This is a genomic window from Ewingella sp. CoE-038-23 (genome assembly GCF_040419245.1).
In the GTDB taxonomy this organism is placed as follows: domain Bacteria; phylum Pseudomonadota; class Gammaproteobacteria; order Enterobacterales; family Enterobacteriaceae; genus Ewingella; species Ewingella allii.
This window is the reverse complement of sequence record NZ_JAZHOH010000001.1, coordinates 3,882,165-3,901,183: the sequence shown is the minus strand read 5'-3', so window position 1 is coordinate 3,901,183 and position 19,019 is coordinate 3,882,165. Positions and strand designations below refer to the sequence as shown.

Annotated in this window: 20 protein-coding genes and 1 tRNA gene; 10 read left to right on the top strand and 11 right to left on the bottom strand. The window is 52.9% G+C overall.

Annotation, left to right across the window (positions count from 1 at the left end; translation table 11 throughout):
* Positions 1 to 22: 22 nt before the first annotated feature.
* Positions 23 to 1,039 (bottom strand): zinc-dependent alcohol dehydrogenase family protein, encoded by a 1,017-nt coding sequence (locus tag V2154_RS18680; RefSeq protein WP_353503402.1) that lies wholly within the window; start codon positions 1,037 to 1,039, stop codon positions 23 to 25.
* A gap of 181 nt (positions 1,040 to 1,220) precedes the next feature.
* Here V2154_RS18680 and V2154_RS18675 point away from each other — a divergent pair, with 181 nt between their 5' ends.
* Both V2154_RS18675 and yghU read left to right on the top strand, forming a co-directional pair.
* On the top strand, positions 1,221 to 1,658 hold the full coding sequence (locus V2154_RS18675) for an Lrp/AsnC family transcriptional regulator (protein ID WP_353503401.1): 438 nt from the start codon (positions 1,221 to 1,223) through the stop codon (positions 1,656 to 1,658).
* Between the two features lie 104 nt (positions 1,659 to 1,762).
* Positions 1,763 to 2,632 (top strand): glutathione-dependent disulfide-bond oxidoreductase, encoded by an 870-nt coding sequence (yghU, locus tag V2154_RS18670; protein WP_353503400.1) that lies wholly within the window; start codon positions 1,763 to 1,765, stop codon positions 2,630 to 2,632.
* Between the two features lie 4 nt (positions 2,633 to 2,636).
* Here the strand turns inward: yghU and V2154_RS18665 are convergent, their stop codons facing one another.
* Positions 2,637 to 3,074 (bottom strand): MarR family winged helix-turn-helix transcriptional regulator, encoded by a 438-nt coding sequence (locus V2154_RS18665; RefSeq protein ID WP_034793198.1) that lies wholly within the window; start codon positions 3,072 to 3,074, stop codon positions 2,637 to 2,639.
* Between the two features lie 192 nt (positions 3,075 to 3,266).
* Between V2154_RS18665 and V2154_RS18660 the strand changes: the two genes are divergently transcribed.
* Positions 3,267 to 4,025: an alpha/beta hydrolase gene (locus V2154_RS18660; protein ID WP_353503399.1), complete on the top strand. Its 759-nt coding sequence runs from the start codon at positions 3,267 to 3,269 to the stop codon at positions 4,023 to 4,025.
* Positions 4,026 to 4,104: 79 nt separating this feature from the next.
* Here the strand turns inward: V2154_RS18660 and V2154_RS18655 are convergent, their stop codons facing one another.
* Positions 4,105 to 4,770 carry an O-methyltransferase gene (locus V2154_RS18655; protein ID WP_353503398.1) on the bottom strand — a complete coding sequence of 222 codons (666 nt, stop codon included), beginning with the start codon at positions 4,768 to 4,770 and terminating at the stop codon, positions 4,105 to 4,107.
* A 93-nt stretch (positions 4,771 to 4,863) separates the two neighbouring features.
* Here V2154_RS18655 and V2154_RS18650 point away from each other — a divergent pair, with 93 nt between their 5' ends.
* Positions 4,864 to 5,493 (top strand): TetR/AcrR family transcriptional regulator, encoded by a 630-nt coding sequence (locus V2154_RS18650; protein WP_353503397.1) that lies wholly within the window; start codon positions 4,864 to 4,866, stop codon positions 5,491 to 5,493.
* 4 nt (positions 5,494 to 5,497) lie between these two features.
* Here the strand turns inward: V2154_RS18650 and V2154_RS18645 are convergent, their stop codons facing one another.
* Entirely contained in the window at positions 5,498 to 6,121 is a 624-nt protein-coding gene (locus V2154_RS18645) for a helix-turn-helix transcriptional regulator (RefSeq protein WP_353503396.1), read from the bottom strand.
* Positions 6,122 to 6,267: 146 nt separating this feature from the next.
* Here V2154_RS18645 and V2154_RS18640 point away from each other — a divergent pair, with 146 nt between their 5' ends.
* On the top strand, positions 6,268 to 7,242 hold the full coding sequence (locus V2154_RS18640) for a threo-3-hydroxy-L-aspartate ammonia-lyase (RefSeq protein ID WP_353503395.1): 975 nt from the start codon (positions 6,268 to 6,270) through the stop codon (positions 7,240 to 7,242).
* A 70-nt stretch (positions 7,243 to 7,312) separates the two neighbouring features.
* Here V2154_RS18640 and V2154_RS18635 read toward each other — a convergent pair whose 3' ends face one another.
* The 3 genes from V2154_RS18635 to V2154_RS18625 all read right to left on the bottom strand — a co-directional run bounded on the left by V2154_RS18635 (position 7,313) and on the right by V2154_RS18625 (position 10,646).
* The gene (locus V2154_RS18635; RefSeq protein ID WP_353503394.1) at positions 7,313 to 7,990 is read right to left on the bottom strand and encodes a GntR family transcriptional regulator; all 678 of its coding nucleotides are present in this window, start codon (positions 7,988 to 7,990) and stop codon (positions 7,313 to 7,315) included.
* A 122-nt stretch (positions 7,991 to 8,112) separates the two neighbouring features.
* Complete coding sequence (locus V2154_RS18630) at positions 8,113 to 9,306, bottom strand: enolase C-terminal domain-like protein (protein ID WP_353503393.1); 1,194 nt, start codon at positions 9,304 to 9,306, stop codon at positions 8,113 to 8,115.
* Complete coding sequence (locus V2154_RS18625) at positions 9,306 to 10,646, bottom strand: MFS transporter (protein ID WP_353503392.1); 1,341 nt, start codon at positions 10,644 to 10,646, stop codon at positions 9,306 to 9,308. The genes V2154_RS18630 and V2154_RS18625 overlap by 1 nt, the downstream gene beginning before the upstream one ends.
* A 410-nt stretch (positions 10,647 to 11,056) precedes the next feature.
* On the opposite strand from V2154_RS18625, the gene V2154_RS18620 reads away from it, so the two are divergent.
* Positions 11,057 to 11,686, top strand: coding sequence for a LysE family translocator (locus tag V2154_RS18620; RefSeq protein WP_353503391.1), 630 nt, complete (start codon positions 11,057 to 11,059; stop codon positions 11,684 to 11,686).
* Positions 11,687 to 11,770: 84 nt separating this feature from the next.
* Here V2154_RS18620 and V2154_RS18615 read toward each other — a convergent pair whose 3' ends face one another.
* From V2154_RS18615 to V2154_RS18605, 3 genes are all read right to left on the bottom strand, one after another.
* Complete coding sequence (locus V2154_RS18615; RefSeq protein WP_034793172.1) at positions 11,771 to 12,088, bottom strand: RcnB family protein; 318 nt, start codon at positions 12,086 to 12,088, stop codon at positions 11,771 to 11,773.
* A gap of 204 nt (positions 12,089 to 12,292) precedes the next feature.
* Complete coding sequence (locus V2154_RS18610; RefSeq protein ID WP_353503390.1) at positions 12,293 to 12,619, bottom strand: low molecular weight protein tyrosine phosphatase family protein; 327 nt, start codon at positions 12,617 to 12,619, stop codon at positions 12,293 to 12,295.
* A gap of 157 nt (positions 12,620 to 12,776) precedes the next feature.
* Positions 12,777 to 12,899, bottom strand: coding sequence for a hypothetical protein (locus V2154_RS18605; RefSeq protein ID WP_353503389.1), 123 nt, complete (start codon positions 12,897 to 12,899; stop codon positions 12,777 to 12,779).
* 202 nt (positions 12,900 to 13,101) lie between these two features.
* Between V2154_RS18605 and V2154_RS18600 the strand changes: the two genes are divergently transcribed.
* On the top strand, positions 13,102 to 13,986 hold the full coding sequence (locus V2154_RS18600; protein ID WP_353504028.1) for a DMT family transporter: 885 nt from the start codon (positions 13,102 to 13,104) through the stop codon (positions 13,984 to 13,986).
* Positions 13,987 to 14,109: 123 nt separating this feature from the next.
* Here the strand turns inward: V2154_RS18600 and V2154_RS18595 are convergent.
* Positions 14,110 to 14,185: transfer RNA gene (locus V2154_RS18595), tRNA-Phe, on the bottom strand.
* Positions 14,186 to 14,849: 664 nt separating this feature from the next.
* Here V2154_RS18595 and speF point away from each other — a divergent pair.
* From speF to V2154_RS18580, 3 genes are all read left to right on the top strand, one after another.
* Positions 14,850 to 17,012: an ornithine decarboxylase SpeF gene (gene speF, locus V2154_RS18590; protein ID WP_353503388.1), complete on the top strand. Its 2,163-nt coding sequence runs from the start codon at positions 14,850 to 14,852 to the stop codon at positions 17,010 to 17,012.
* A gap of 422 nt (positions 17,013 to 17,434) precedes the next feature.
* Positions 17,435 to 18,574: a polysaccharide export protein gene (locus tag V2154_RS18585; protein ID WP_353503387.1), complete on the top strand. Its 1,140-nt coding sequence runs from the start codon at positions 17,435 to 17,437 to the stop codon at positions 18,572 to 18,574.
* Positions 18,562 to 19,017: an arsenate reductase/protein-tyrosine-phosphatase family protein gene (locus V2154_RS18580; protein WP_353503386.1), complete on the top strand. Its 456-nt coding sequence runs from the start codon at positions 18,562 to 18,564 to the stop codon at positions 19,015 to 19,017. Before V2154_RS18585 ends, V2154_RS18580 begins: the two co-directional genes overlap by 13 nt.
* Positions 19,018 to 19,019: the final 2 nt, after the last annotated feature.

Here is a 19,019-nt window from a genome sequence, read left to right as displayed (position 1 = left end):
TGCTTTTTTGTTATTGATGAAGTTAGAAGGTGATGCAGACTTTGCCCACGTGCTGGCCAGATTGCAGGTGGAGGAAGGCCTCGCGGCTGTTCTCAAAGCTATAAATACTGTCTACCACTGGCACAATCTGCCGGGCGCTAAACCAGCTGAGCATGGCTTCAAGCATTTCGCGCGAGCCGGTCTCGATCCCCTCAATGCGCAGGTTTTTGAAGAATACCTGTGACACGTTAAAGGTCGCTTCTAGGCCGCCGGTCAGACCGACGATGCAAATGACGCCATAATGCGCCGCGGCCTTCACTGAGTGGTGCAACGTTGAGGCGCCGCCGATATCCACTGTGACATCGGCTCCTTTGCCCCCCGTTAATGCCAGAACATCCTGGCTCCATTCCGGCCGCTGCTGGTAATTCACCGTGGCGTGCGCGCCCATGGCTTTGAGGCGTTCAATCTTCGCATCTGAGCCTGACGTCGCCAGAACTCTAGCTCCCGCAGCCAAGCCTATCTGTAAGGCGAACAGGGAAACACCGCCGGTTCCCTGAACCAGCAGCGTGCTGTCCGGGCCGAGCTTGCCGGCGCGCTGCAAGGCATGCCATGCGGTGAGCCCGGCGGTCGGGAAGGTGGCGGCCTGAGCGTCGGTCAAATAGTCAGGGGCCAGAACCAGCGACTCGGCATTCAGCACGCGATACTCGGCCAGTACGCCGTCTACCGCCACACCGCCCAGTGAGCCTCTGGAGTTTTCCTCGGTCATCGGCCCGGCAATCCAATTGGGCAAAATGGTGGTGATGACGCGATCGCCAACGGCGAAACGGGTCACGCCTTCGCCCACTTCAACCACCCGTCCTGCTCCGTCGGAACCCGGCACGCGGCCCGGCGTTGGTCGCCAGTGCCCGTTACCCGTGGCGACCAGCAAATCACGGAAATTGAGCGAAACCGCGCCCATTTTCACCATCACCTCGCCGGGGCCGGGCGATGCCGGTTTCTGGCGTTCGACAATGCGTAAATCATCCAGTTGGTAGCTGTCGGCAATCTCAAGCTGTTTCATTTTTCATCCCGTAATTTGTTAATTATAAAGAGAGTCGATGGAGATTATTATCTTCACAAAAGGGGCGGCATAATATGCAGATAGCAAGGCGAGATGGACTCAAAGCTTATTTAAGTAAGGTTATTTGGCTGTGAATCCTTTTTATTAAAAATAAGCGGGTTTGGTATAAGGCAGAGGAAAAATGAATATTGATAAAATCGACCGATTGCTCTTAAAACTGCTGGCGCAGGACGCGAGACTGTCGATTAAATCCCTTAGCGAGCAGGTGGGGTTATCGGCTCCGGCAACCGCCGAGCGGGTACGCAGGCTGGAAGAAAATCATATTATTGAAGGGTTTAGTATCACCATCAATCTTGAAGCACTGGGCTATCCGCTGATGGCGATAGTGCGCGTTAAGCCGCTAGCTGGGCAGTTACACTATGTGCAGAAGCTGATTCAGCAGATGCCAGAATGCAGCGAGTGCGACAAAGTCACCGGCGAAGATTGCTTCGTGATGCGCCTACAGGTCCGGTCGATGCAGCATCTCGATGAGATCCTGGATCCTATTGCTGATTACGCGCAGTGCAACACGTCGCTGGTTAAAGCCACGCCGGTAAAGCGTCGCCTGCCCCCTCTTTAATCACCTTGAGGGTGAGCACTAACTAAATAGATCAACTGCCATCATCAAGGCTATGCTCAATCTTGATGAACACCAATGAATCCTATTACAGAGGGCAGTGATCCATGTCGGAAAATAACTATCAGCCTCCAAAGGTTTGGGTATGGAATCAACAAGATGGCGGTAACTGGTCGAAGATAAATCGCCCGATTGCTGGTCCAACGCACGAGAAAGTGTTGCCAATCGGCAAGCACCCGTTGCAGCTCTATTCGCTAGGTACGCCAAACGGCCAAAAGGTGACGATTTTACTGGAAGAGCTGTTGGCACTGGGCGTGACCGAGGCGGAATATGACGCGCACCTGATTCGCATTGGCGAAGGCGATCAGTTCTCCAGCGGCTTTGTGGAAGTGAACCCGAACTCGAAAATTCCGGCGCTGTTTGACCACTCGGTAACGCCGCCGATCCGCGTTTTTGAATCTGGCGCGATCCTGTTGTATCTGGCAGAGAAGTTCGGCCATTTCTTGCCAAAAGAGATTGCTGCGCGCACTGAAACCCTGAACTGGTTGTTCTGGTTGCAAGGCTCTGCGCCTTATCTGGGCGGCGGTTTCGGCCATTTCTACAACTATGCGCCGTTCAAAATCGAATACGCCATCAACCGCTTTACCATGGAAGCGAAACGCCAGCTCGACGTGCTGGATCGCCAGTTAGCCAACCATCGCTTTATTGCGGGTGACGAGTATTCGATTGCGGATATTGCGATTTGGCCGTGGTACGGCAGCCTGGCGCAGGGCGGCCTGTACGACGCCGCTGAGTTCCTTGATCTCAAATCCTACAAGCACTTCCAGCGCTGGGCCGAAGAAGTGGCCAACCGCCCGGCAGTGAAACGCGGGCGCAAGGTAAACCGCACCTTCGGTGACCCGGCAGACCAACTCCACGAGCGCCATGACGCCTCGGATTTTGATCTGCGTACTGAAGATAAACGCCAGCCTAAATAGAGACTTAACCGTTGCGCTGCGCGATATTGTCGCGCAGCGCAACGATCTCCTGATTCAGCCGCTGTAACTCTTTCAACTCCAGATTCGAACTGCAAAACAGCGTTTCGGACAGGCGAATCGACTCTTCTTCCAGCTGCTTTCCTTTGTCCGTGATGGAAATCATCACCTGACGCTCATCCTGCGGATTGCGCACGCGCTCAATAAAACCTTCATTTTCCAAACGCTTAAGTAACGGTGTCAGGGTACTGGTTTCCAGCGCCAGGGTGTCACCAATGCCGCCAATAGACTGTTTCCCCTGTTCCCAAAGTACGTTTAGCACCAGATATTGCGGGTAGGTCACGCCCATGGCATCAAGCAGGGGCTTGTACAGCCGCTTGATGGCGATGGAAGTGGAATAGATGGAATAACAAAGCTGCTCCGCCAGGCGGGGACGATGTGTCACGGGGTGCTCCTTTAGCGTCGGTCTTGGCAACATCATACCATTGTGGGTAAATAATTATCTATCGCGATAACAAATAGCTTGACACCTAAGCCAATGCTGATAGTTTTAACTTCAATTTAGTTATCGCGATAAACAATATTGCGATAACTAAATAGATATCCCTTATCCAACCCTAAAATGAAGGAAATCATCATGTTGAAGAAAACCCTGACGACTCTGGCAGCTGGTCTGGCACTGGCTTTTGCGGCACAGAGCGCGGCATTCGCCGAGCCGGTGAAAAATATCGTGTTGGTCCACGGCGCTTTCGCGGATGGTTCTGGCTGGCAGGCCGTAACCAAAATCTTGGACAAGGCTGGTTATCACGTGTCGATTGTGCAAGAACCGCAAACCTCGCTGGCCGATGACGTCGCCGCGACACGCCGCATTTTGGGCCAGCAGACGGGGAAATCTTTGCTGGTAGGGCATAGCTACGGTGGTTTTATCATTAGCGAAGCAGGGCAGGACCCGTCAGTGGCCGGGCTGGTGTATATCGCCGCTTTCCAACCCGAAAAAGGCGAAACGCTGGCGGGCCTGTCGGCAAAAATTCCGCAAGCCACTCAAGGCATTGAACAAACCAGCGACCACTTCTTATACCTGAAACCTGAGGTCTACCACGCCGACTTCGCCGCCGACCTGCCAGCGGCACAAGCCAACTTTATGGCCCGCTCTCAGGTGATGCCAGCCGCCGCTATCTTTGGCACCCCGGCCGCCGAACCGGCCTGGAAAACCAAGCCAAGCTGGGCATTGGTCGCAACCCAGGACCGCGCCATCAACCCAGATCTGGAACGCTTCATGGCGAAACGCGCCGACAGTAAAGTGGTTGAAGTGAAAGCCAGCCACGCCGTCTTCGCCTCACAGCCGCAAAAAGTCGCCGAACTGATTGAGAAAGCCGCGCAAAGCTTGTCGAAGTAATTGGGGTGATTTTGCTTTCCCAAGGCCCCAAACAAAAGCCCCAACTCTGGGGCTTTTTTGTGTCTTAACGCTGATGCCATCACCCTAGGCGCATCGATAATTCGACGTCGTCGGCGAAGGGGACGGAGAGGTATCCGCTGTTCTCGGCGCGGATGTAGGTCAGGAACTCCGGGCTGTCTTCGGCGTCGTCGGCGATGATCAGCGCGCCCGGTTTCAGGCGGCTTTCCACCAGATTTAGGATATCCGGATAAAGTGCTTTGGCGCCGTCGAGCAGCAGCATGTCGATGCTTTCAGGCAGGTCAGCGCTCAGAGTTTGCAGCGCGTCGCCTTGACGGATATCTACCAAATCGCTGACCCCGCCAGCTTGCAGGTTTTCTCTGGCGCGCATCACTTTCGAAGATTCGAATTCGCTGGTGATCAACAAGCCGCCGCCGTTGTCGCGCAGCGCGGCCGCGAGGTGCAAGGTGGAAATGGCAAACGAGGTGCCGAACTCAACGATGTTTTTGGCATTGCTCGAGCGCGCCAGCATGTAGAGCAGCGCGCCGGTTTCGCGCGATACCGCAAGGGGGAAATCCTTCAGCATACTGTACAGATTGACGTATTCGGTTTTGCTTTGCTTGAGGCGTTTTCGCTCGTCGTCAGACATGTTGAGCAGCGCCGGATCGACTGCCGGTAAGTTTTCTCGCGCCTCGGCAAATAAGCGATCAAGTAGGGGTGCGAGTGGGGCGGAAGTCAGAGTATTCATGGCTTATTTCCAGTCTGAGATTGAGTGCGACGTTGCACGCCACTATAATATGACGAATCATTCGCATTTAACTATTCGCATTCCGAGGCCCCGATGACTGAACGCCGCGCCCCACAAATTTCATCGAGAAAACAACCACTTCAGGCGAGATCGACCGAGCTGGTGGCGACTATCCTGACGGCGGCTACTCAGGTTCTGGCCAAGGAAGGGGCGCAGCGTTTCACTACCGCGCGGGTGGCGGAGAAGGCCGGGGTGAGCATCGGCTCGCTCTACCAATATTTCCCCAATAAGGCGGCGATTCTGTTCCGTTTGCAGCGCGACGAGTGGCAGCAGACCACCGATATGCTGCGCAGTATCTTGAATGATGATGAGAAAACGCCGTTACAGCGGCTGCGCAACTTGGTCCACGCTTTTATTCATTCGGAGTGCGAAGAGGCGGAGATGCGCGTGGCGCTCAATGACGCCGCGCCGCTGTATCGCGATGCGCCAGAGGCGCAGGAAGTGAGGGTGAAAGGGGACGCCATCGTCGACGTTTTCATGCAAAAAGCCTTGCCCGACGCCAGCCCCGAGACGCGCGCACTGGCGGGCGACCTGATCACCAACGCGCTAAGCGCCACGGGTAAACAGTTCTCCGAAACCCCACGCACTGCCGCAGAAATCGACACCTACGCCAATGCGATGGCCGATATGTTCTGCGCTTATCTGGTTAGCCTGCAAAAATAGCGCCTTACTCTTTGGCGTACAGATAAATCGAGGCGCGGGACACCCCCAAATGCTGCGCCACGGTATCCATTGATTTTTTCACTTCCAGCAGGCCATTTTCCTGCAACTCGCGCATCAGCAGTTTGCGTTCGGCGGTTTTCAGCGCGCGCGGCGTGGAGGCCAGCCGGGCAGCAAACTTATCGATATATTGCCGAATAGCCTCGGTGCCCGCCGGTCCCAGCGTCTCGCTCACGCTGTCAGTCGCGATGCTGGTGAACTGCGCCAGCGCGCTCTGCATGCCGCGAAACAGCGTCATATCGACGTTGATGCAGAGCGCGGCGATGTACTTCCCTTGCGGATCTTTAATGCCGATCGAGGTGCTTTTCGCTGGCCTGCCATCCGCGAATTTATTGGCGTAATTGGTGATAAGGCTCGGGTAATCGGGGGAAGCGATACGCGCCAGCCCCATCTCGGTGGTAGGTTCGCCAACCTGTCGGCCGGACAAATTATTGTGTACCGCAATGATCGAATGCTGCGGGTCGCGAAGATCGTGCAGCACCACTTCGGCAAAGGGCGCAAAGGTTTCTCCTAGCCCTGCGGCTACCGCGTTGAGCTGGTCGAGCAGCCACTTCTCTGACGATCCTGACATAATTTTTCTCTTGGTTTCCGGCCGAGCTGGGCTGATAAGTTATCTATAATTAGATTTTTCGTCAAACTTACAGGTTACAAATATAGACGTTATGTCTAATTTTATATATTTTGTCATTTCATCCCGCTGACCCTAGGTAGAGAAAAATGAGTGATGTTGCCTTGCCTGTTTATGCTGATGTTGCTGCCGCTGCCCACCGAATCGAACCCTATGTGAGAAAAACCCCGGTCATGACATCGCGCACCGCCGATGAAGAGCTGGGAGCCAAGCTGTTCTTCAAATGTGAAAACTACCAGCACATGGGCGCTTTTAAATTTCGTGGCGCGATGAACGCCCTGTTGCAGTTTAGCGATGAGCAGAAGCGGGCGGGCGTGGTGGCGTTTTCATCGGGCAACCACGCGCAGGCCATCGCGCTGTGTGCCAGAATGCTGGGGATCCCTGCGACCATTTTGATGCCGAAGGACGCGCCGCAGGCCAAAATCTCTGCCACCGAGGGCTATGGCGGCAAGGTGGTGTTGTTTGATCGTTATACCGAAGATCGCGAGCAGATCGGCCGCGATCTGGCGCAAAAGCACGGCCTGACGCTGATCCCGCCTTACGACCATCCGCACATAATTGCCGGGCAGGGCACGGCGGCCAAGGAGCTTTTCGAGGAAGTGGGCGAGCTGGACGCGCTGTTTGTCTGTCTGGGCGGCGGCGGTTTGCTCTCCGGCTCGGCGCTGGCTGCGCGGGCGCTTTCACCAAATTGCTGGGTCTACGGAGTCGAGCCGCTGGCGGGCAATGACGGTCAGCAGTCGTTTCGCAGCGGCAAGCGGGTGAAGATTGAAACGCCTAAAACCATTGCCGATGGCGTGCAGACGCAGCAACTGGGCCACCAAACTTTTGAAATCATTCGCCGCAACGTGGATGACGTGCTGACCGTGACCGATGAGCAACTGGTGCAATCCATGCACTTCTTCGCCGAGCGGATGAAAATGGTGGTAGAGCCGACCGGCTGTCTGGGCCATGCCGCCGCGCGCACGGTGAAAGAGCAGCTTGCAGGTAAACGAGTCGGGGTGATCATCAGCGGCGGCAATGTGGATATCGCTCGCTACTGTCAGCTGTTGGCCGGGGTTAACTGAGGCTAATTCGACATTGATGAGCAAATAAAAGCGCTGAACCCAGCGCTTTTTTTGTCTCTTCAGGACAGCCTCAATACTTCTGCTGGAACATGCGCAGCAGGCCGCCGACGTGCCAGCGCAGGTGCTGCTCGGCGTCGGCGTCTCGCCCTTCGCGCAGCATGGCGACGAAATCCTCATGATCTTTTTGCGAACCCGACAGCTCCTCAGTGGTTTTCGCGAGGCGATTGAGCAGGGCACGGATGCGATTGATGATGTTGTGGTAGGCGTAAATCAGTTCCTGATTCTGGCTGAACTCAATCAGGGCCATGTGGAAGCCGGCGTCGGCGGCACGGAAGCTGTCTGGATCGCCATTTAGCGCTTTGTTGCCGAGCTTAAGCTGCTTTTCCAGCGCGGCAATTAAGCCTTCGCGGTCGCGCGCCAGCGCAATGCCTAAAGCACCGGACTCTAAAATCTCGCGCATTTTGCAGGTTTGCTGCATCTCTTGTTCATTGAACTGGAAAACGTAGGTGCCGCGCTGGGGAATGATTTGCACCAAACGCTCGGTTTCCAGCTTTTGCAGGGCTTCGCGCACCGGGGTGCGGCTCACTTGCAGCTTACTGGCAATGTCGTTTTCGGAAATCAGCGTGCCTAATTCAATTTCACCATTGACGATCAGCTCGCGGATTTGGTCCGCCATCCTGAGTGCTAGCGACTGCGGGCGAACGATTTTTTTCATGGTCCAACTGGCGGCGCTTTTCCCTGTACTCATGACGTGGTGTGCCTTAACAACAAGAATCCGAAGAGGAAGAAATACTTACATGCTTGCTTCTTATATGCAAGTTTACCCCGGCCAATGTGGGCGCTAGCACCAGCTACCGCCCACATGTCCGATTAAGCGGGGAAAATCAGCGTCTCTTTATGGATATTTTCACGGTTCAGCGCCATGCCCATCCCCGGCGTTTCCGGCACGCGAATCACGCCGTTTTCCGGCACTAATGGGGATTGCAGGAAGTGCTGGTGGATGTCATTCCACTTCACCAAATACTCCTGGAACGGCGTGTGGATTGGCGATTGGGTGACGGTGAAATGCGCCGTGGCGATGGTCGAATGGCCGTGCGGCACCACCTGTAGATCATGCATAGTGGCCGCCGCGGCGATCTTCAGCGTCTCGGACAGCCCGCCGCACCAGTAGATATCGGGCTGGATAATATCCAACACCTGAGCGTCGAAAAAGCGTTTGAAGCCCCAGCGGGTGTACTCGTGCTCGGCGCCGGCCATCGGGATACTCAGCTTGTCTTTCAGGCGGCGCATGCTGTCGAGGCGGTCGGCCATCACGCACTCTTCCAGCCAGCGCGGGCGGTACTGCTCGATAGCCTGCGCCAGCTCCATCACGTAAGTGACATCCATCGACTGCCAGCAGTCGAACATCAGATCATAGTCTTCCCCCACCGCGTCGCGCAGCGTTTTGACTAGCTCAATGTTCTGCTTCAGCCCTTCGCGACCGCTCATGCTGCCGTGGCGGAAGAACCATTTCTGCCCGCAATAGCCCAGCGATTTGTAGTATTGCGCGCGTTCGCGCACTAGCCCGAGATCTTGCACCGAGAAGCCAAGCATCGAGGCGTAAACCGGAATGCTTTCTCGCGCCGATCCGCCGAGCAGGCGATACACCGGCTGCTGCATCCACTTGGCGCGCAGGTCCCACAGGGCGCAGTCCACGGTGCTGATAGCCATCATCGCTTCACCCTGACGGCCGTGCACCAGCGCGCGATGCATCTGATCCCACAGGCGCTCGCTGTCGCGCGGATCCTGGCCAATCAGCAGGCGGCGCAGGTGGCTGGCGATGATCGAAGCAATAGAGCGCGGAATCGGCCCGGCCAGCCCGTCGACGCCTTCATCAGTGGCGATCTCCAGATATACGGTGCTAATGGCAAAGCCGTCTTTAAGCTGCTCGCCGCCCTCGTGGTCATCGCGCACGCGGTAGTCGGCATAGATATCCAACGGGCGAGCCAGCCGCTCCTCCCAGATTGGGCCTTCTGTGGGTAAGACGCCTTCTAGCTGGCGCAAACGCACATCAATAATCTTCATCAACAGACTCCTTTTGGACTTTTCAATTTTTCAGCGTTAGGACTTTCATCGCGCTGGGAAGGGGTTTTCCACAGGCGGACAATCAGGGTGAGGGTCAGCACGGAGAGCAGCGCCATGGCCGCCAGCCAGAAGAACCCTGCGTTGTAATTGCCGGTTTTGTCGCGAATGGTGCCGATGATCCACGGGTTGATCACGCTGGAAAGGTTGCCGAGCGAGTTAATCATCGCGATACCGCCCGCCGCGACCGAGGCGGAAAGGAACTGCGAAGGCAGTGACCAGAACACCGGCATCGCGCCGAAGAAGCCGAACGCCGCGCCGCACAGGAAGGTCATGCGCACCAGCGGTTCGCTGAAGTAACCCGCGCCCAGCAGGCCAAACATGGAAATAAACAGCGCCAAATAGTTGGCTAACAGCCTTGAGCCGGGGCGGTCAGAAAGCTTGCCGAGCAGCAGAATGCCCGCCAGCCCAAACACATAAGGGATGATGGTGACGAAGCCCGTCTGGATATGGCTCAGGCCGGTTTCGCTCACAATACTTGGCAGGAAGGTGCTGATCGCGCCGTTCAGGTTGGTCAGCCCGTAATAGGCCAGACAGAACAGCAAAACGCGCGGACTAAACAGCATTTTCAATAAGTTACCGTGCTTACGCGGCGGCAGCAGGTTGCGCTCCGCCGCCAGCGTCGTCAGCAGCCACTGCTTCTCATCTGCGGCTAAAAATTTGGCGTCTTCCGGGCGATTGGGCAGGGTGAATAGCACCACAAAGGCCAGCACAATGGCCGGTAAGGCTTCCAGCAGGAACATCCACTGCCAGCCTTTCAGCCCCAGCAGGCCGTGCATTTCCAGCAGCATGCTGGAAATAGGCGTGCCGATGATCAGCGCCACCGGAATACTGGCCATAAAGGAGGAGACGATGCGCCCGCGCCACGCCGCCGGGAACCAGAGTGTCAGGTAGAAGACGATGCCCGGGAAGAACCCGGCTTCTGCCGCACCCAGCAGGGCGCGCATCACGTACAGGCTGTTGTCATTCCAGACGAACATATGCGCGCCAGAGATGATCCCCCACGTGAACATAATGCGGGCTATCCACCAGCGCGCGCCGACCTTCTCCAACGCCAGATTCGAAGGCAGCTCAAGCAGGATGTAGGGGATAAAGAACATCCCGGCCGCCAGCCCGAAGGTCGCTGCCGTCAGCCCGATGTCGGCATTCATGGTCAGGGCCGCGATACCAATGTTGGCGCGGTCGATAATGGCGATGAGGTATCCGGCGACCAGTATCGGCAGGAGCCGCCAGGAGAGTTTTCTAATAACCTGTTTTTCCATGGAAGAATCAGCAAGTTGCATGTTCATTACCCTTATTTTTAGGATTCTTAATTGATCCACATCTTGTATGTGAGGTACTTGCATACAAGTTTGAATAATGAACACAGATCGCTGAAGGATCAACGGGCAAAGTTGCAGATTTAGAGCTGAAAGGATTTAGCAGAAATTTAGTGAAATGGGCTGAGAGCACAAGCCTGTAGAGGCGCTGAAGGGCATGACGTTCGATTCGCACTTATTACATTCGCGGCCGGAACATATCCTGCTTATCAGCCAATTAACGGGCGCGAATCGGCGAATTACAATATCTTCATAATCCTAAACAATTGCTTATTTCCTATCCTTTATTGTCAGGGTAATGTTATCAACGAGTACCTGTTTACGTAGCACAAACACGTGACGTATTAATCGGAAAATTAGGGTGAATAATAATAATGAACAGTTATCTGACGGTGGCGGCCATTGCAGGGACAATCAGTATCGGGGCGATGAGCCCGGGGCCAAGCTTTGTTTATGTCGCGCAAAACGCGATTGCGAAATCTCGTAAACACGGGCTGGCGACAGCGCTGGGGACGGGGACCGGCGCGGCGATTTTCGCCATCATCGCGCTCTTAGGGTTGCAGGCATTTTTACTCGCCGTGCCGCTGGCATACTGGGGATTGAAGGTGTTTGGCGGGCTGTATTTGCTCTATCTGGCCTATAAAATCCTTAAACATTCTAAAGATCCTATGGTGGTGGAAACGGCTATCGTGGGGCAGTCTAAGCCACGCTATTTGAAGACCTTCCGCGACGGATTATTTACTCAGTTAAGTAACCCTAAAACGGCGGTAGTCTTTGCCAGTATCTTCACCGCGCTGCTGCCCGCGCACATTCCGGCTTACTATTATGTTGTCCTGCCTTTAGTCTCTTTTATTATCGACGCAGGCTGGTACTCCTTCGTGGCTTATGTGCTGTCGGTTGAGAAATCGCAAAAAGCCTATATTAGATTCAAGACGGTGATTGACCGCGTGGCGGGGACCGTTTTAATGCTGTTAGGCTTAAAACTGATCCTTTCCAGCAAATAAATCCAAGATGAATAGCAGAATTAAAACAAAAAAGGCCGCCGAGTGATGCTCACTCAGGCGGCCTTTTAGTATTGATATCAGGGATTACTGGAAGAAAATATCGCCCGATTCCGCTTTAGTGATGGTGCCGTCGGAATTGGTGATAAGCGCGTAGTTGCCGCCGATGTAGGTCCAGTGAGTGTCTGGCGTCGGCGCTGGCAGATTGCGCTTTTGCCATTCAACAATTTCATAAGGCTTGGTGCGATAAAGCGCCGGCACTTTGCTGCCGATCGAGTATTGAATTGAGTCGCTGAAGAACGATTGGATCTCATGTGAGTTTGACGCGGCGTTGGCGGCCTGAGCGGACAACAGCGTGAAAGACAAAGCAGAAGCCGATAACAAAACCCATTTAGAAAGACGCATAGTGTATCCCGTTTAAAACCATTAACCGTGGCAATAGTCATTCGTGAAGCCGTGCTTCATCTGTAGACAGGATAATAGCGAGAAAAGCACCTCAGGACGGGGCGTTTAATTGTGTCGAAATGCAAATGCTGGTGGTAAGAGCTATCTAGCCGAGCAAAATGAAAAGCCGCCAGCTAGCCTAAAAAATGGGCTGGCGGCTTAGTATTACTCAAGGCCGAGACGATGACTGACAGTTTCTTTCACGATACTGACCAACTCGGGATCCATGTACTGATAATCGTCGGGAATATCTAATACATGGACCGACTTGTGCTCAAGAAAACGAGGAAAATCAGCGACAAGACGACTCTTATGTTTCTGCTCCATGGTAAAAACCACGTCAGCCCACTTCAGCATGTCTGCCGTTACGCTTTTTTTGGCGTTACGGCTGGTTCCGGCGGACTTCACCGATAGACCAGGGTAATTACGCCAAACCTGTTCAGCTGTCGGGCTGCGCCATTGATTCTGGCTACAGATGAAAAGAATATTCATAGTTACCTTAAATCTCATCCTTGGCATTCAGTAATCGCTGAGCCTTGGTTATTCGTGGATATTCAATGCCTAACTGAGCTGCACGCGCCAATTTTATTGAACGTACGGCGGAATTAACTGGCTGGGCAAGGGCAATATTCTCGGCAAACAATATATGTTACAGGTGAATTACTTTAATCCACAGGTCATCGCCGTCCTCAATCACGCGCAATAACGTTTCAGACGTCACCGATTCCCCGTTCTGGCCGAAGGGGAAATTATCCTCTTCGGCTGGGTTCACGCCTTACCTTCTCGCCACTCCTTTTTTGCGACTCGACTATTATTTCCAGCTTGAGACAAAGTTTTGAGGCTTATTACGGTAAGTCAGTGTGTTATCGGGAATAATGAATCTCACCTGCGTGATGGACGCGCCGCTGAAACTGGCTAAAGGAAAGGATGTGAACAGTAACGTTTCTCTATTTACCAATAAGAAATTTGTCTGGATGGGGGCTGCGTTTTGTTGTTTGCTGTGGGGCAGTGCTTACCCGGCGATTAAAAACGGTTATGAAATTTTCCAGATAGCGACGGACGATTTGCCGGGCAAAATTGTCTTTGCGGGTTACCGTTTCATCATTGCGGGCCTGCTGCTGCTGGCATTTGCTTTTTTACAGGGCAAACCTATTGCGCGTTTATCTCGCCATCAGTATTCACAGCTTGCCATACTGGGCGTGACGCAAACCGCGCTGCAATACATCTTCTTCTATATTGGGCTGGCCTACACCACGGGTGTTAAAGGCTCGATTATGAATGCCACCGGCACCTTCTTCAGCGTGCTGCTGGCGCACTTTATTTATCAGAATGACAAACTCAGCATCAACAAGGTGGTGGGCTGCGTACTGGGCTTTGCCGGCGTGATGGTGGTGAACTTCAACAGCCAACTGATGGATTTTAGTTTTAGCTGGATGGGCGACGGCTTCGTGGTATTAGCGGCATTTATCCTCTCTGCCGCCTCGCTCTACGGCAAACGCATCTCGCAAACCACCGATCCGACGGTGATGACCGGCTGGCAGCTGGGCATTGGCGGCGTGGTGTTGACGCTGGGCGGCTATGCCTGCGGCGGCACGCTAGAGTTTCACGGTTGGGAATCAGCTGCGATCCTCGGCTATTTGGCGCTGTTATCCTCCATCGCCTTCGCGCTGTGGAGCCTGTTACTCAAGCATAACCGCGTCGGGATGATTGCCCCGTTTAACTTCTTAATCCCCGTCTCCGGCGCCGTTCTCTCGTCGATTTTTCTGCAAGAAAGTATCTTCGAATGGCGCTACGCCATCGCGCTGGTGCTAGTGTGCTTTGGGATTTGGCGAGTGAACGTGGTGCGTCAGCGCCGATGAACAGCGCTTGCGCTGGCCCCGAAGGGGTGAGTCTCAGGATGAGACGAATAATCGAACGCAGTTCGATGGAGAGTCCAAACGCCAGAAAGCAAAAAACCAGCCATAGGCTGGTTTCTTTAAAGATGGTGCCCGGACTCGGAATCGAACCAAGGACACGGGGATTTTCAATCCCCTGCTCTACCGACTGAGCTATCCGGGCAACGGGGCGCATTAAACCGTATTGGGCCTACGTCGTCAACGGCTTTTTTGCGTAAGCGTTAATCGAATCATCCGAATGGTGTTTTTTAATCCAATACGGCTTGGTTCGCCGCGAAGGGTGTGAAAACTCTGGGTTAGCACCCTAGGAAATTCAGTCAAATGAATAGCTTAAAAATGTTGCATTTTGAGAGGAATTTGGCGACTTATCCAGCTTGAAACAGGGGGGGAATAGTGACATTATTGCGGCGATTTCTACGCTAAGAACTTTCCTTTTTCGCGACAGCTCATGAGGGTTGCGGCATGACCGGTTTATCACATCGCGCTTCCTGCAAGCGTCACCCATCGCTGATGAACTCCTCCGTGCGTGGTGAACGTCGCGTTCGCCGTTTTTCTACTTCAGAAGTTCCTTCCATGCGGTAAGGCTACCTTGCTGGCTGTTAGGCATGATTAAAAACAGAGCGTTCTCTGGTTTTACTGATGTCTACCAGACGTGGCTGAGCCTGACCTTCGAACCGTAATCCCTTTGCCTGTTGGCATCGCACTCGCTCGACATCACGCTCACGTACACGTCACTTTGCCGGGCTGGATCTTTGCGTTTCGCTTTAAGAACCCGCCCATTGCCGTGCCGATTGGCACACCCTCTTACTTAACCGTTTGAGAGTCCTATGAAACTTTTAAAACTTGCAGCAAGTGCCTCCGTGGCCCCTTACATAGAGTCGCACCGCGCGGTGGTGGATCTGCGCCGTGCTGACTACGCCGACGTGGCGGCCATTATTATCTCCGTGAGTGATTTGAACAGCGGCAAGCTGTCGGAGATAAATTCGCTGGGTTTTGGTATCCCGGCATTTGTTGCAGTGCAGGGGGCAGAGCAGGTTTCTCCTGATTATTTGTTGATGCTCAAAGGCGTGGTGACGCTGTCGGATGCCAATCAGGCGTTCTATGCGGCGCAGATTGAAGCCGCCGCGCAGACTTATGAAGAGGCGCTTTTCCCGCCGTTCTTTGACACCTTAAAGAAGTACGTTGAGATGGAAAACGCCACCTTTGCCTGCCCAGGGCATCAGGGCGGTGAGTTTTTCCGTCGCCATCCGGCGGGCCGCCAGTTTTATGACTTTTTTGGCGCGAATATTTTCCGTTCCGACATGTGCAACGCTGATGTGAAGCTGGGCGACCTGCTGATCCACGAGGGTTCAGCCAAAGATGCCCAGAAATATGCCGCCAAGGTATTCAGCGCGGATAAAACCTATTTTGTGCTCAATGGCACCTCGGCGGCCAATAAAGTGGTCACCAACGCGCTGCTGACCCGCGATGATTTGGTGCTTTTCGACCGCAACAACCATAAGTCCAACCACCACGGCGCGCTGCTACAGGCCGGGGCAACGCCGGTTTATTTGGAGACCGCGCGTAACCCGTTTGGCTTTATTGGCGGCATCGACGCAGCCTGTTTCGACGAGTCCTATCTGCGTAAACAGATTCAGGCCGTCGCTCCGCAGCGTGCCAATGAGAAGCGCCCGTTCCGTTTGGCGATCATTCAGCTTGGCACCTATGACGGCACGATTTACAACGCCCGCCAGGTGGTGGATAAGATTGGCCATCTGTGTGATTACATCCTGTTTGACTCGGCGTGGGTCGGCTACGAGCAGTTCATTCCGATGATGGAGCAGTGCTCGCCGCTGCTGCTGGATTTGAATGAAAATGATCCGGGCATCATCGTGACCCAGTCGGTACACAAGCAACAGGCCGGATTCTCCCAGACCTCGCAAATCCACAAAAAAGATAACCATATCAAGGGGCAGAAGCGTCATTGCAGCCATAAAAAGCTGAACAATGCGTTTATGATGCACGCCTCGACCAGCCCGTTCTATCCGCTGTTTGCCGCGCTGGACGTCAACGCGCGTATTCACGCCGGCGGCAGTGGCAAGCATATGTGGATGGAGTGTGTGAAGCTGGGGATTGAGACGCGCAAAATGCTGCTCGACCAGTGTTCAATGATCCTGCCGTTCGTGCCGCCGGTGATTGACGGCAAGCCTTGGCAGCATCATGAAACCGAGAAAATGGCCAATGATGTGCGCTTCTTTGACTTCGTGCCAGGAGAAAACTGGCATGCGTTTGAAGGTTACGCCGAAAAGCAGTATTTCGTCGATCCTTGCAAACTGCTGTTGACCACACCGGGCATTGACGCTGCCAGCGGCAAATACACCGAGTTCGGCATTCCGGCCACTATTTTGGCTAACTATCTGCGCGAGAACGGCATTGTGCCGGAGAAGTGCGACCTCAACTCGATTCTGTTCCTGCTGACTCCGGCGGAAACCCCGGCCAAGATGCAGCTGCTGGTGGATGAGATCGCGCGCTTTGAGCGTTATATTGAAGAGGATGCCTTGCTGAGCGAAGTGCTGCCGACGGTGTATCGCAAAAACGAAGAGCGCTATCGCGACTACACCATTCGCCAGCTGTGTCAGGAAATGCACAACCTTTATGTCAGTTTTGATGTGAAAGAACTGCAAAAGGAGATGTTCCGTGAGGCCAGTTTCCCGAAAGTGGTAATGAACGCCCAGGACGCGCACAGCGAATTTATTCGCGATAACGTCGAGCTGGTGCCAATTGGCCAAGCAGAAGGGCGCATTGCTGCCGAAGGTGCGTTGCCGTATCCACCGGGCGTGCTGTGCGTCGTTCCCGGCGAAATTTGGGGCGGGGCGGTGCAGCGTTACTTTATGGCGCTAGAGGAAGGAATCAACCAGCTGCCGGGCTTCTCGCCTGAGTTACAGGGCGTTTATATCGAGAAGAAACCGGTGGGGTGGAAGCGCATCATGGGGTATGTGATTGCCAAATAAACACTCTTTTTAGATACACAGCGTGAGCGCGGCTAGGATAATAGCCGCGCTTTTTTATTGATATCTATAAGTGCTAGTTATTAGTTGATTGTTTAATTGCTGTTATTTCTATTGTTTACTGCTGTTTATTATTTCATTTTATTTTAGTTGATGGTTTTATTTCTTACCCCGTTCCCATCATGTTGCATTTAATTTATCATTGCTATAGTTTGCGAAAACTAAGTGCCAGTTCAGGACGAATGCAGGGTTGTTGAGTTTTATGTGTCGTTCCTTTTATTTAAATTACTTTTCAAATTAACAATCTATTGCATTAGATATTCTAATGAATAAGTCGAAGGATGCCCGACTTTTATCAATCCATAATAATGAGTTAATCAAATTACATAACTATTTTTTTACTTTTCGATATCAATGGACATGAAATGGAAAAAATTAAAAATATACAATTAATTACCGCCTTAATTGCAGCAATGTCAGTCAGTGGTTGTCAGATCACTCCCGGCTCTAAACTCTCCACCTCAGATAAAAATGTTATTAAATCCGCCGGACCTATTGAGGACATAAATAAGTTAGTGGATGTCTATCCCATTACGCCCAAGCTGGTGGATACATTACGGCGCTCGCCCGTGTCAGCTAAATCCAATAATCAATTGGATGATGAGGTAAAGAATTACGAGTATGAGATTGGTGTGGGGGATGTCCTGATGGTGACCGTTTGGGATCATCCTGAATTGACCACGCCGGCAGGACAATATCGTAGTGCTGGCGATACGGGGAATTGGGTGCATTCCGACGGGACGATTTTTTACCCTTACATCGGTAATGTGCATGTGCAGGGAAAAACGGTTTCTCAGGTTCGCAATCTAGTCACTCGCAAACTCGCCCAATTTATTACGTCGCCGCAAGTCGATGTGAGCGTTGCCATTTTCCGGTCACAAAAAGTGCATGTCACGGGTGAGGTCAATCGCAGCGGACAGCAACCTATTACCAACGTGCCCCTCACGGTGGTCGATGCCATTAATCAGGCTGGCGGAATAAGTGAACATGCTGACTGGAATAATGTTGTATTAACTCGCCAAGGGAAAGAGCAGGTCATTTCATTATATGAGTTGTTTAACAAAGGGAATTTAAGCCAAAACTATTTATTATTGAATGGGGATATTTTATATATCCCGCGTAACGATAATTTAAAAGTGTTTGTGATGGGGGAGGTGAAAAAGCAAACTACATTAAAAATGGACCGCAGCGGAATGACATTGACCGAGGCGTTAGGAAACGCTGAGGGCATTGACCAAATGACCAGCGATGCCAAGGGGATTTTTGTTATTCGCTCCCATCGCGGACAAGGTGAAAAGATTGCCTCTATTTATCAATTGGATGCGCGAGACGCCACTTCACTTATTTTAGGAACGGAATTCGTACTCCAGCCCTATGATATTGTGTATGTCACCACTGCACCAATTAGCCGTTGGAATAGAGTTATTAGTCAATTAGTCCCAACCATAACCGGTATCCATAGCATGACAGAATCGATCCGCTGGGTGGGAACTTGGAAAAATTAAATTTAAAAACTATTCTGGTGGTCTGCGTTGGTAATATTTGTCGCTCGCCGATTGGGGAGCAGTTATTACAAGATTTCCTCCCTGACCATTCGATTCGCTCTGCGGGGCTGAGTGCACTAGTCGGTTATGATATTGACCCTATCATGGCTGAAAGCGCAATTCGGCACGGTATCACTTTAAAGAGTCATTCTGCTCGCCAGCTGACACAGGAGTTGTGTCGGGATTGCGACTTAATACTGGTAATGGAAAAACAACATATCTCTCAGCTTGCTCATATTGCACCAGCAGCTCAGGGGAAAACGTTACTGTTTGGTCACTGGAGTGATCAAATGGATATATGTGACCCTTTCCGTCGAGCGCAAAGCTTATATGACGATGTTGTATTGCAGCTGCGGCGCTGTGCTCAACAGTGGCGTAATGCTTTAACAATGGCCGAAAAATGAAT